15 protein-coding genes and 1 pseudogene are annotated in these 11,328 nt (G+C 73.7%); 5 read left to right on the top strand and 11 right to left on the bottom strand.

From position 1 onward, the window contains the following. Positions 1 to 150: 150 nt before the first annotated feature. Both AE652_RS23535 and AE652_RS23530 read right to left on the bottom strand, forming a co-directional pair. Positions 151 to 546, bottom strand: a complete 396-nt coding sequence (locus AE652_RS23535) for a response regulator transcription factor (protein WP_049654692.1) — start codon at positions 544 to 546, stop codon at positions 151 to 153. A gap of 10 nt (positions 547 to 556) precedes the next feature. Beyond that, entirely contained in the window at positions 557 to 1,447 is an 891-nt protein-coding gene (locus tag AE652_RS23530) for a glycerophosphodiester phosphodiesterase family protein (RefSeq protein ID WP_082345920.1), read from the bottom strand. Between the two features lie 181 nt (positions 1,448 to 1,628). Here AE652_RS23530 and AE652_RS23525 point away from each other — a divergent pair, with 181 nt between their 5' ends. The 3 genes from AE652_RS23525 to AE652_RS23515 all read left to right on the top strand — a co-directional run bounded on the left by AE652_RS23525 (position 1,629) and on the right by AE652_RS23515 (position 3,947). Continuing rightward, complete coding sequence (locus tag AE652_RS23525) at positions 1,629 to 2,570, top strand: oxidoreductase (RefSeq protein ID WP_049654700.1); 942 nt, start codon at positions 1,629 to 1,631, stop codon at positions 2,568 to 2,570. Positions 2,571 to 2,644: 74 nt separating this feature from the next. Then, the gene (locus AE652_RS23520) at positions 2,645 to 3,274 is read left to right on the top strand and encodes a histidine phosphatase family protein (protein WP_049654698.1); all 630 of its coding nucleotides are present in this window, start codon (positions 2,645 to 2,647) and stop codon (positions 3,272 to 3,274) included. A 76-nt stretch (positions 3,275 to 3,350) separates the two neighbouring features. After that, on the top strand, positions 3,351 to 3,947 hold the full coding sequence (locus AE652_RS23515; RefSeq protein WP_049654690.1) for a TetR/AcrR family transcriptional regulator: 597 nt from the start codon (positions 3,351 to 3,353) through the stop codon (positions 3,945 to 3,947). Positions 3,948 to 4,010: 63 nt separating this feature from the next. On the opposite strand, the gene pqqE is transcribed toward AE652_RS23515, so the two are convergent. Genes pqqE through AE652_RS23490 form a run of 6 tightly spaced genes read right to left on the bottom strand, consistent with a single transcriptional unit; the run spans position 4,011 to position 8,480 of the window. Beyond that, the gene (gene pqqE / locus AE652_RS23510) at positions 4,011 to 5,078 is read right to left on the bottom strand and encodes a pyrroloquinoline quinone biosynthesis protein PqqE (RefSeq protein WP_049654688.1); all 1,068 of its coding nucleotides are present in this window, start codon (positions 5,076 to 5,078) and stop codon (positions 4,011 to 4,013) included. Then, positions 5,066 to 5,305 carry a pyrroloquinoline quinone biosynthesis peptide chaperone PqqD gene (pqqD, locus tag AE652_RS23505; RefSeq protein ID WP_049654686.1) on the bottom strand — a complete coding sequence of 80 codons (240 nt, stop codon included), beginning with the start codon at positions 5,303 to 5,305 and terminating at the stop codon, positions 5,066 to 5,068. Before pqqD ends, pqqE begins: the two co-directional genes overlap by 13 nt. Continuing rightward, the gene (gene pqqC / locus AE652_RS23500) at positions 5,302 to 5,976 is read right to left on the bottom strand and encodes a pyrroloquinoline-quinone synthase PqqC (protein ID WP_049654684.1); all 675 of its coding nucleotides are present in this window, start codon (positions 5,974 to 5,976) and stop codon (positions 5,302 to 5,304) included. The genes pqqD and pqqC overlap by 4 nt, the downstream gene beginning before the upstream one ends. Next, positions 5,970 to 6,782, bottom strand: coding sequence for an MBL fold metallo-hydrolase (locus tag AE652_RS23495; protein ID WP_049654682.1), 813 nt, complete (start codon positions 6,780 to 6,782; stop codon positions 5,970 to 5,972). The genes pqqC and AE652_RS23495 overlap by 7 nt, the downstream gene beginning before the upstream one ends. Before the next feature lie 52 nt (positions 6,783 to 6,834). Then, positions 6,835 to 6,996 carry a pyrroloquinoline quinone precursor peptide PqqA gene (locus AE652_RS45255; RefSeq protein ID WP_107086518.1) on the bottom strand — a complete coding sequence of 54 codons (162 nt, stop codon included), beginning with the start codon at positions 6,994 to 6,996 and terminating at the stop codon, positions 6,835 to 6,837. A 26-nt stretch (positions 6,997 to 7,022) separates the two neighbouring features. Then, on the bottom strand, positions 7,023 to 8,480 hold the full coding sequence (locus AE652_RS23490; RefSeq protein ID WP_049654681.1) for a glucose/sorbosone family PQQ-dependent dehydrogenase: 1,458 nt from the start codon (positions 8,478 to 8,480) through the stop codon (positions 7,023 to 7,025). A gap of 425 nt (positions 8,481 to 8,905) precedes the next feature. On the opposite strand from AE652_RS23490, the gene AE652_RS23485 reads away from it, so the two are divergent. Further along, positions 8,906 to 9,196 carry a hypothetical protein gene (locus AE652_RS23485; RefSeq protein ID WP_049654680.1) on the top strand — a complete coding sequence of 97 codons (291 nt, stop codon included), beginning with the start codon at positions 8,906 to 8,908 and terminating at the stop codon, positions 9,194 to 9,196. A gap of 45 nt (positions 9,197 to 9,241) precedes the next feature. On the opposite strand, the gene AE652_RS23480 is transcribed toward AE652_RS23485, so the two are convergent. The 3 genes from AE652_RS23480 to AE652_RS23470 all read right to left on the bottom strand — a co-directional run bounded on the left by AE652_RS23480 (position 9,242) and on the right by AE652_RS23470 (position 10,869). After that, the gene (locus AE652_RS23480) at positions 9,242 to 9,589 is read right to left on the bottom strand and encodes a peptidoglycan-binding protein (RefSeq protein WP_053112216.1); all 348 of its coding nucleotides are present in this window, start codon (positions 9,587 to 9,589) and stop codon (positions 9,242 to 9,244) included. 367 nt (positions 9,590 to 9,956) lie between these two features. Then, a complete protein-coding gene (locus AE652_RS23475; RefSeq protein ID WP_159028536.1) occupies positions 9,957 to 10,526 on the bottom strand; it encodes a hypothetical protein in 570 nt (189 codons plus the stop codon). A gap of 112 nt (positions 10,527 to 10,638) precedes the next feature. Next, a complete protein-coding gene (locus AE652_RS23470; RefSeq protein ID WP_049654693.1) occupies positions 10,639 to 10,869 on the bottom strand; it encodes a hypothetical protein in 231 nt (76 codons plus the stop codon). Between the two features lie 126 nt (positions 10,870 to 10,995). Between AE652_RS23470 and AE652_RS46535 the strand changes: the two are divergent. Then, positions 10,996 to 11,328: pseudogene (locus tag AE652_RS46535) on the top strand (hypothetical protein); the annotation flags it as partial.

Genomic DNA, 11,328 nt, shown 5'->3' with positions numbered 1-11,328 from the left:
GCTCGGACTCGGCCCAGCCGCCCGTGACGTGCTCCCGCCCGTGCACCCCGCCGCACCCAGCGCCAGCGCTGCCGCCGCGCCCGCCCGCAGCACCCCGCGCCGGTCCGGACCCCGGCCGCCGTCTCCACCCGTCATGCCGTCAGTATGCGGCTACGGCAGCTCCGGGGGCCGCAGGCCGTAGCGGCCCTCCTCGGTCCGCACGATCCAGTCGGGCTCGCCGAGCTTCGCCCGCAGCACCGCCATCGGGTACCTCAGCTCGTGGGGGTGGAGCGACGCGTCGTAGACCTTCCACAGGATCGTGTCCGGCGCGTGCACGCCCTCGCCCAGCGCGATCAGGCCGCGCAGCAGCTTGACGTCCGAGCGGTGGAGCCGGACCTCACGGCCGTCCACGGTGACGACCTGGGTGTCCAGGTCGATGACGAGGCGCCCGTCGAAGGCGGTCAGCGAGCCCTGCGGCTCCAGGACCACGCCGAGGTGCCGGCGGATCCAGTCCGCCCCGGCCTGTTCGTCCACGGGCCGGGCGCCCGCCGCGTTCTCCTGCTCCACGCCCGGCAGCCTAACCGGCGGCGCCCCGCGCCGACCAGGCCGCGCTCCAACCGGCCAGCTCGGCCGGGCGGTTGGTGATGATCCCGTCCACGCCCGCCGCCGCGAGCACCTGCCAGCGGGCGGGCCGGTCGACCGTCCAGACGTTCACCGCCACCCCGGCGGCGTGCAGCTCCCCGACCACGCCGGGGCGGGCGGACAGCGCGTCGTCCGCGAGGTTGTAGGCGGCCAGGCCGAGGTCGCGGGCGACCGCCACCGGGTCGGCGTCCGGGGTGGAGCGCAGCAGGCCGAGCGGCAGCTCGGGGGCCAGCTCGCGGGTGTAGCGCAGGGCGTCCACCTCGAAGCTCTGGACGAAGACCCGGCCGGTCATGCCGTGGTCGCGCACCTCCTTGACGATCCGGGCGACCTCGTCGCGGCTGTGCGGGCCCTTGATCTCCAGCAGGAGGCTGCCGCCTCGGGTGCGCAGGTCCTCCAGCTGGGCGGCCAGGGTCGGCAGCCGGGTGCCCGCGTACGCGGGGGCGAACCAGGAGCCGGCGTCCAGCGCGTCCAGCTGGGCGGCGGTCAGCTCGCGGATCCGGCCGGTGCCGTCGGTGGTGCGGTCCACCGTGTCGTCGTGCAGCACGTACGGGACGCCGTCCCTGCTGGGCTGGACGTCGTCCTCGATCCACTCGGCGCCGGCCCGCCGGGCCACCTCGTCGGAGACCAGGGTGTTCTCGGGCGCGGCGGAGGAGGCACCGCGGTGCGCGTACACGGTCGGCGGCGCACCGGCCGGGCGCAGCCGGACGGCGGACGGTCGTGCCGGTGCCCCGGTGAGCGCGACGGCGCCGAGGGCGGCCCCGAGCAGCGCGGCGACGAGGACGGCCCGTCGGGTGTAGGGGTGCCGGGGGTGCCGTTGGGGTGTCATGTCCCGCACGCTACGGTCGGCGGGACGCGCCCCCGCCACCGACACCGGTGTGCCCGGCCGACATGACGACGGACGGCGGAACGCCCGGCCACCCCTCCCCCAACGCGGCCCCAGCCCCCACCCTCATGGACATGTTCGAATCACTGGCGGTCAGGCCGGTTCAGTAGCGATCATGACCGGCATGACGTCCGACAGCACCGCCACCACCGCAGCCGCCGCCGGCACCTGGAAGCTCGGCGACCGCACCGTCCACCGGATCGGCTTCGGCACGATGCGCCTGCCGCAGACCGGCCCGGCACTCGTCCCGCACGCCGTCCCGCGCGACCGTGAGCAGGCGCTGCGGGTGCTGCGCCGCGCGGTCGAGCTGGGCGTCAACCACATCGACACGGCGGCCTTCTACTTCTCCCCGCTGCGCTCCGCCAACGAGCTGATCAACCGGGCGCTCGCGCCGTACGCCGACGACCTGGTGATCGCCACCAAGGTCGGCCCCGGCCGCGGCATCGACGGCGAGTGGGTCGAGCACGCCCGCACCCCCGCGCGGCTGCGCGCCCAGGTCGAGCAGAACCTGCGCCAGCTCGGCCGCGACCACCTCGACCTGGTGAACCTGCGCATCCTCGGCACCGACTCGGTCACCGAACGCTTCGGCGCACTGGCCGAGTTGCGCGAGGCCGGGCTGATCCGGCAGCTGGGCCTGTCCAACGTCCACCCGCACCAGCTCGCCGAGGCTCAGGCCATCGCGCCGGTGGTCTGCGTGCAGAACCCGTACGGCATCGGCGCCACGCCGGAGCAGGACGAGCTGCTGCGGATCTGCGGGGAGCAGGGCATCGCCTTCGTCCCCTTCTACGCGATCGCCGGGGCCGGACGGCAGGACGGCGCCGGGGAGGCCGAGCCCGCCCAGGTCCGGGCGGTGGCCGAGGCACGCGGGGCGAGCACCGCCCAGGTCCGGCTGGCCTGGACGCTGCACCGCGGCCCGCACGTGCTGGCCATCCCGGGCACCGGCGACGTGGCGCACCTGGAGGAGAACATCGCCGCCGGGGCGCTGCGGCTGTCGGCGGAGGAGCTGGCGCTGCTGGACGAGGCCCACGCGGGCCGGGCCCACGCGGACGCGGCCCCCACGGGCTGAGCCGGAACCGGGCGCGGCCCCGGTGTGTCACTCGGGACGACATGATCTTCGTCCCTCCCGAGGAGTCCCACGGCATGACCGACACCGCCACCCGCTACCTCTACCTGGCCCGCCACGGCGAGGCCGAGTCCCACGGCGACGACAGCGGACTCACCGCCGCCGGGCGCCGGCAGGCCGCGCTGCTGGGCCGGCGGCTGGCCGGCCGCCCGGTCTCGGTGCTGCACCACGGCCCGCTGCCCCGGGCGGCCGAGACCGCGCGGCTGGTCGCGGAGCAGCTGACCGGCGTGCGGCCGGAACCCTGTGAGGAGGCCGGGGACTTCGTTCCGTACGCGCCCGCTCGGGACGAACTGCCCGACGACAGCGCGCGGTTCCTGCTGGACTTCCTCGGGGGCACCACGGCGGCGGAGCGGGAGGAGGGCGCGGTGCTGGCGCGGCGGGCCGTCGAACGGTTCACCGGGCCGGTGCCGGGCCGCGAGGAGCGGCACGAACTGGTCGTCACCCACGCCTTCCTGGTCGGCTGGCTGGTCCGGCACGCCCTGGACGCCCCGGCCTGGCGGTGGCTCGGCGTCAACGCCGCCAACGCGGCGCTGACCGTCCTGCGCTACACGCCCGGACGGCCGCCCGCCGTCCTGCTGCTGAACGATCAGGGCCACCTGCCGGAGGAGCTGCACTGGACCGGCTACCCGCCCCAGTACCGTTTCTGACGATCGGTCAACCACTGCTCAAGGGAGGCTCGAAGGCCCGTCGACAGGAATATGCAGACCGGTCTACTATCGCCGCATGGGAGTCAAGGGTGAGGAGACCCGGGCCCGGCTGATCGCCGGCACCAGGGAACTGATCGAGGCGCAGGGCTACTTCGGGACGGGACTCAACCGGATCGTCGCCGCCACCGGCGCCCCGCGCGGCTCGCTCTACTTCCACTTCCCCGGCGGCAAGGACCAGTTGGTGGCCGCCGCGCTCACCCAGGCCGGCCAGGAGGTCGAGGCGCTGCTCGCCTCCCTGGCCGGTGAGGGCGCCGGCACCGTCACCCTCGCCGGGCGGCTGATCGACGCCTTCGCCGAACGACTGGAGCGCTCCCGGTACACCAGCGGCTGCCCGATCGCCACCGTCGCCCTGGAGGTGGCCGGCACCAACGAGGCGCTGCGGGCGCTCTGCGCCGAGCTGTACGCGGGCTGGCAGCGGATCCTGGCCGACCGACTGGAGGGCGAGGGCTTCGGCCCGGCGCAGGCCCGGGTCGCCGCCGGGCAGACCCTCGCCCTGGTGGAGGGCGCCGTCCTGCTCGCCTCCGTCCGGCGCGGCCCCGAACCGCTGGACCACGCCCGGCAGGCCGTCCGGCGGCTGCTCGGCGCCACGCAGGACCACGCAAGCGCCACCTGAACCCGAACACCGGACGGGCGACGGGCCGGCCGGACCGGGGACGACGGCCTGCGGAGCGGAGCCTCAGCGGCCGGCCGGATCCCGGTAGACGAGCTCCCCGCCCTGCCGGGCGGCGAGCTCCGCGATCAGGCCGTGGTCGGGCGACAGCGCACACGCGGGATCGGTCCGCCCCGGGTCGCCGGTGAGGGCGAAGGCCTGGCAGCGGCAGCCGCCGAAGTCGACCTCCCGGAGGGCGCAGGAGGCGCAGGGCTCGGGCAGCCAGTCGGTGCCGCGGTAGGCCCGGAAGGCCGACGACTCGGACCAGATCCAGGCGAGGGCGTGGTCGCGGACGTTCGGCAGGTCCAGTGGGAGGTCGTAGGCGGCGGGGCAGGGCAGGACCCGGCCGTCGGGGGCGACGGTCAGGGAGACCGCGCCCCAGCCGCCCATGCAGGGCTTCGCGACGCCGTCGAAGTAGTCGGGGACGACCCAGACGAGTTCGACGCCGGTCCGCCGCCGTCGGCGCTCGACCGCCTCCCGGGCACGGTCCAGCTGGTCCCGGGTGGGCATGAGGGCGGCCCGGTTGGCCAGTCCCCAGCCGTAGAACTGCGTGTTGGCGAGTTCGATGCGCACCGCGCCCCAGGCGATGCCGAGGTCCACGATCGCGTCGATGTCGTCGAGGTTCAGGCGGTGCAGGACGACGTTGAGGCCCAGCGGCAGTCCGGCCTCGCGGACCAGCGCGGCGGCCCGCTCCTTCGCCGCGAACGACCGGCGTCCGGCGATCAGCTCGGAGGAGGCGGCGTCGGCGCCCTGGACGGAGAGCTGGACGCTGGGCAGCCCGGCCGCGGTCAGCGCGGCCAGCCGCTCCCGGGTCAGGCCGAGTCCGCTGGTGACGAGCTGGGCGTAGATCCCGGCGCGGTCGGCCCCCGCGACGATCTCGGTCAGGTCGCGCCGCAACAGCGGTTCGCCGCCCGACAGGTGGACGTGCGCGACCCCGAGTTCACCGGCCTGCGTCAGCACGTCAAGCCACTGATCTGTCGTCAGTTCTGCTCTGCGGGCGGTGAGTTCGATCGGGTTGGAGCAGTACGGGCAGCGCAGGGGGCAGCCGTGGGTGAGTTCGGCCAGCATGGCCCAGGGCGGGTTCACCGCAGCCATCCCCGCTCCTTCAGGTCGTCGAGGAAGACCACGACGTCGTCGGCCCCCTCGGCCGGGAACTCGGTGGTGATCTCCGGTACGGTCCGGGTGCCGTCGCACAGTCCGACGATCGCGGCCGCCTCGGCACTGAGGACGACGATGCGCTCCGGGACGACCAGCAGCGTGCTGTTCCGCACCGGGCAGTGGCGCAGCCGCGCGTACCCGCTCAGGGCCGGTCGCCAGGTCACGCCGGGGCCCGTTCGACGGCGTCGAGGAGGGTCCACAGCAGCTCGCACTTGTAGGAGAGCGCCGCGATGGCGGCTTCCTGCTCGGCCCGGGTGCGGGCCCAGGACAGCACCAGGGACAGCGCCTCGTCGCTGTCCCGGCGGCCCTGGCCGACGCGGGTCCTGAAGTAGGCGAGGCCCACGGGCTCGATCCAGGTGTAGTGGCGCTCGAAGGCGGCGATCCGGGTGGCCATCAGGTCCGGCGCGAACAGTTCGGTCAACGAGGCGGCCACGGCCTCCAGGGGCGTGCCGTGGCGGCAGAGGTTGACGTAGCCGTCGACGGCGAGCCGCACTCCGGGCAGCACCCCGCGGCCCGAGAGCAGGTCGGCGCGGTCGAGCCCGGCCGCCTCGCCGAGCCGCAGCCAGCGCTCGATGCCGCCTTCGTCGCCGTCGCCGCCGTCGTGGTCGGTGATCCGGCGGATCCACAGCCGGCGCAGGGCGGGGTCCTCCAGCTTGGCGAGGATCAGCGCGTCCTTGACCGGGATGTGCCGCTGGTAGTGGAACCGGTTGAGGATCCAGGTGCGCAGCTCCTCCGGCAGCAGGAGCCCCTGGTGCATCCTCAGGTTGAAGGGGTGCCGGTGGTGGTAGCGGCGCTCGGGCACGGCCCTGAGCTCGCTCTCGAAGGTCGTCACCATGTGAGGACCGCTCCTTCCGCGGCCACCCCGAGGCCCCGGTCCGCCAGCTCCGCATGGAGGGGGGAGTCCGGGTCGACGAGCGGGTTGGTGTTGTTCAGGTGGGTGTAGAGGCACCGGGCGGACAGGGCGGCGAGCCGGTCGCGGGTGGCGAGCACGGGCAGGTGGCCCATCCCGGTGGCGGACTTCGTGGAGAACCCGGCGGTGCGCGGCTCCTCGTCGTCCCAGAAGGTGCCGTCGACCAGGACCAGGTCGGCGTCCTCGCCGAAGCCGTCGGTCCAGACGCCGGTCGACGGCGCGTAGAGCAGTCCGCCCACCCGCAGGGCGCTCACCCAGTCCCCGTCGCAGGCGTCCCGGGCGTAGCGGGGGCGCTTGCCGGAGAGCGGTTCGAGCGCGACGCCGTCGAAGTCCCGCCAGCGCAGGCGGGTGTAGGGCGCGAGGACCTCGCCGAGGCCGAGTCCCTTGTGCACGGCGTCCCGGACCGCGTCGGTCGCCATGACCTCCAGTTCGTCGGCCTCGCGCAGCCGCGCCAGGCCGAGCGTGTGGTCGAGTTCGGCGTCCGTGAGGATCACGCCGGACAGCCGGGTGCGCCGGCCCTCGGGGTGCAGCCAGGGGCAGCGCTCGATCTGTTCGGCGATGTCCGGTGTGGCGTTCACGAGGTACACCCGGCCGGGCTCGGTCTCCACGGCGACGGACGCGTGCAGCCGCCGGCGCGACGGAACCGCGCGTGCCCCGGCACAGCCGGGGCACGCACAGTTCCACTGCGGGACACCGCCGCCGGCTGCCGTACCGAGTACGTGCAGTCGCACAGCGCTTCCTCCCTCTTCGAGTGGTGGTCCTACCGGTGCGGTGCGGTGGCCGCTACCGCTTGGCGAGGTAGTACGCCGAGACCTCCAGAGACGCCTCCACCACCTGGTAGCTCGGCTTGCGCCAACGGGCGCCTTCCGTCGGGGTGTTCGGCCGGTCGGTGGTGCGCTCCCGGGGCTGCCGGGCACGCCTGGGCTGTTCCTCGTGACGGGTCATGACTGTCTCACCTCCGTGTCGGGGCTTCACTGCGTCGTGTTGTGGTCGTAGGGGACGGCGAGGATCGCGCCCGGATTCGCCAGGTGGGTGGTCGGGGTACCGCCGTCGCCGCGGACCATGTGCTGGCCTTCGCTGTCGGTGGCGATGTACAGCGTCTTGCCGTCCGGGCTGAGGGCGACGTCGCGGTAGCGGTTGACGGTCCGGAAAAGCTCCTCGTACTTCTTGCCGTCCTTGGAGAGCCGGAAGACGGTGCCGTTCTTCAGCGAGGTGACGAGGACGTCGTCCCCGTACACCTTGAGGCTGCCGGGCGCCATGGTCGGCCAGCACATGTAGGCGGAGGCGGCGTCGGGGCAGACCGGCGTGGTGCCGAAGTTGTGCCCGCTCTCGACGGTCGTCCCGTACGTGCTGAGCGGGGAGACCATGTCCTTGGTGAAGTCCGTCTCCTTCGTCGTCGGCACCTCGGCCGGCGGCGTGTTCGGGTCCGGGTTGTAGGTGAGCTTCTCGCAACCGCCCTTGGCCTGCGACCAGTTGGAGTAGACGTACGCCTTGTCGTCCTTCCACCCGGCGACGTTGGGCCAGCCGTAGTTGCCGCCCTTCGTGATGAGGTTGAACTCGTCGTCGGTGAGCGGGCCGTTCTCGGCCGTGTAGAGGTCCTTGCCGCCGAAGTCCATGCCGTCCGGGTTGCGCATGCCGTAGGCGTAGATGTGGCTGCGGGCGCCGTTCAGCTCGGGGTTGTCGTCGGGGACGGAGCCGTCCGGGTTGATGCGGAGCACCTTGCCCTGGTACAGCGACCAGTCCGAGGCGGCGACCTGGGCGGCGGTCGGCAGGTCCTGCGCGTGGTTCGGCAGACAGTAGTCGGCCATGTAGTTGTGGCCCTGGTCGCCGATCGAGTAGTAGAGCTTGCCGTCCTGTCCGTACCGGATCCGGGCCGACTGGTGCTGGTTGTGCCCCGGCAGCCCCGTCAGGATGGGCTGTTCGTCGGAGAGCACGCCGTCCTTCGCGGTGTAGCGGACGATCTTCGTGGCCGAGTCATTGCCGTTCTTGTAGGTGTAGGCGAGGTAGAGGTAGTCGCTGCCCTTGCCCTTGCCGAAGTCCGGGTGCAACGCGAAGCCCAGGACGCCGTCCTGTCCGTCCTGACTATGGAAGGCCTTTCCCGTGAGGTCGAGGGCGGTGCTCTTGGCGCCGCTCTGCGGGTCGACCCGGGTGATCTTGAGCCCGGACTTCTCGCTGACCCAGAGCCGGCCGTCGGGGGCGTAGGCGAGCTCGAACGGGTCCCCCAGCCCGTCCGTCACCACCTTCACCTGCGTCTGCGGCGCCTGGGCGGCCTGGGACTGGGGTGCCTGGGACTGCACGGGCTCGGCGGTGACGACAGCGGGCTTCTGCGCGGCGGTGCTGCCGCCGGACGCCGCTCCCCCGTTGTCGGAGCACGACGTGATCAGCGCGGCGGCGGGGATCAGAGCCAGTGCGACCGGGAGCTTTCTCATGATGCCTCCCACTCGTCGTGGCGACGAGTGTCTGGTTTCCGAATGACCGGATTCGGCGATTCCTACGGGGCCGGCCGCGCACGGTGCGGGCGCCCGGCGAGCGGGCCATCGCCAACGGTTGGGGGGGCGCCACCGGCGGCGTACGGCCGCCCGGCGTCCCGATCCTCACCGTAGGTCGGGTCCCCCGGATCCGCACCCCTCGTTGACCCGGTCGCGTGGCCCGGACGGCGGGGTCCTCCTCGACAGCAGCGCGGCGAAAAAGGCCGCGCCGGCGCGGGCCAGGATCACCGCGTGGCGCGGGCGCTTCGCATCCATCCGATCGCACCCCGGTCGTCGCAGCTGCGCTTGCCCCTCCCGTCCGCGGCTTCCACTGGCATCATGGACGGAAGCTGACTCCTCGTCAGCTCCCCATCACGGGAGGCGGGATGGCGTTCCGGTTCCACTTCACCGGCGAGGATCTGGCGCGCACCCGGGTCGCGGGGGCGATGGCGGCGATGGCGGCGATGGTGGAGCCGAACGTGGCGGTGCGCGTCCTGCGGGAGGGCTGTACGACCGGGGACGTCGCCGCCGCCGTCCGCATCTCCGCGGCGAGCGCCGGCGAGCACGCGACGGTGCTGCGGGCGGCCGGGCTGGTCACCACCCTGCGGGACCGCAACACGGCGATCCACACCGCCACCGCGGCCGGACTGACGCTCCTCGCCGCCGCTACGGGCTGAGGCCCGGCCCCGTGCGGGCGGGACCGGGCCCCAGTTGACTCAGCGTCAGCAGGCGTAGCCGGACGAGGCGGTCCACTTGTTGAGCTGCGCCCAGGTGTTGGGCCCGACCAGGCCATCCGGCTTGAGGCCGACGCAGCCCTGGAACCTCTTCACCTCGCTCAGCGTGCCGTTGCCGAAGATGCCGTCGCGGGTCAGGTTGCTGCTCTTCATCGAGTAGTAGAGCTCGCACTGGAGCTGCTTCACGGCCGTCGAGCTGTCGCCGACCGACAGGAACGGCTCACTGCTGGTGTAGTTGCACCGGCTGGACGCCTGCGCGGAGGCGGCGGGCGCGGCAGCGACGCCGATGGAGAGCGCGAGTGCGGCGACGCCGAGGGCGGCGGTGATCCTCTTCATGGGACTGTCCCCTTTCAGGGGTCGTCAGGAAGGCGGGTGCACGGTGGCGGCACCCGGCAGGACGCCGGTCCGGTACGGTGCGGGACCGGCCGGAGACCATCCCCCGCGGTCTCCGACCGGTGTTCCCCGGCCCGGCACAGCCATCGTGCCGACGGCCCCGGGGCGGTGTCGCCTCGCTTCGGCCTCACCCGAATCACGGACAATCGAGGCTTCCTCCGCACACGGCGCGAATTGCCGCTCGCCGTGGCCCCGGAGGATCGAGGGTGTGGTCGCCGCCGACGAACGGGCCGCCGGGCCCGTCGAGTCGGTACCTACCGAAAGGGCCGCAGGCACAGCCCGGTTCGCCCGCAGGGGTCGGGGCCGGCGCTCACGCCCCCGTGCTGGACGGCGAGTTGCGCCGCTGCGGCGCCGCGTCCGGCCGGCCGGTCTCCTCGGCCTCCCGGACGACCACCGCGTCCCCGGCGGCGGCCGCGCTCGCGAAGAAGTCCCGCAGCTCGCGCAGGTCGTGGACGACGAGCGCCGCCCAGGTCTCGGACCAGGGCGTCGGGTACCCGAGGTGCGCGGCCGTGCGGGCGAGCACGCTGTTCTGCTGGCGGACGAGTTCGCCGAGCGCCGAGCCGCGCAGGAAGGCGGAGGCCGCCGCGACCTGTTCGGGGCGCAGCACCGGCATGGCGCCGCACGGCAGTGCCCCGTCCGGTTCGTGCCGTCCGCCGCCGTAGACGGGCAGTCGGGCGGCCGGGTCGGGGTGCAGCCCGTTCTCGGTGAGCGCGAGTTCCATCAGGACGGCGGTGCGCCGCACGCCGAGGGCGAGCCCGGCGGCGGCCAGCCGGTCGTACCGGAGGTCGCGGTCGCGGGGCACGAGTTCGCCGAGTTCCTCCGGCGAGCAGGTGTCCACGGCCTGACCCGGCAGGCGGCGCCAGAAGTGATCCACACTCACCCGCCCAGCGTAACGAAGTCGCGGGGTGCCGATCCCGCGCCGAGCCGTTCAGACCTCGTCAAACCGGGGTTCGGGCCCCGTCAGGCCGCGTTCGGGCCCAGTCGGACCGCGTTCACGCCTCTCCGGCGTGCCAGGCGGGCCATTCCCAGGGGCGGTCGGCCCAGTGGACCCGTTGGGGGTCGCGCGGGTCGAGGTCGGGGAAGAGCTGGTGGACGCGCGGCTCGAACTCCTCCGGTGCGAGCGGCTCCCAGCCGTGGCCCTCGAAGCGGACGAGGCGGTAGCGGCTGTCGGTGCGGAACTCGGCCACCTCGACCAGGGGGGTGGCCGTGCTGTTGGTCTCCATGCCCCCCAGCATGTGGCGCGGTGGCAATCAACGCCCGTCCAGACCCCTCTTCCGGGTCATGTCCCGGCGTCGGCGCGCTCGTTGAGCACGGCAAGGTTCTAGGGGGGCCGCTGGAAGGACGAGCACATGACTGGGCAGCCCACCGGAGGGCAGTGGCAGTGGCCGCAGAACGCTTGGCAGCCGCCGCCGGTTCCGACAGATCCGCTACCGCCGTGGTCCACCGCCACACCGCCGAGGCGCCTGTCGCGCAAGGCCTGGACGGCCGCGATGGTCGGCACGGGTGCCGTGCTGGCGTCCGTCCTGGCGATGTGCGGGCCGGGGTCGGGTGACGAGCTCAGCGTGGCGGCGCTGCCGGACGCCTCGCCGACCGCCTCGGACTCGACGGCGGCGCGGCTGCTGCCGGTCTCCCCGTCGCCGGTCACGCCGGCGCCGTCCCCGCTGCCGCCGCCCACCCCGGGC

It is taken from the genome of Kitasatospora sp. MY 5-36 (genome assembly GCF_001182915.1).
GTDB lineage: Bacteria > Actinomycetota > Actinomycetes > Streptomycetales > Streptomycetaceae > Kitasatospora.
Note: the sequence above shows the minus strand (reverse complement) of the source record. Positions and strands in the feature narration are given on the sequence as shown.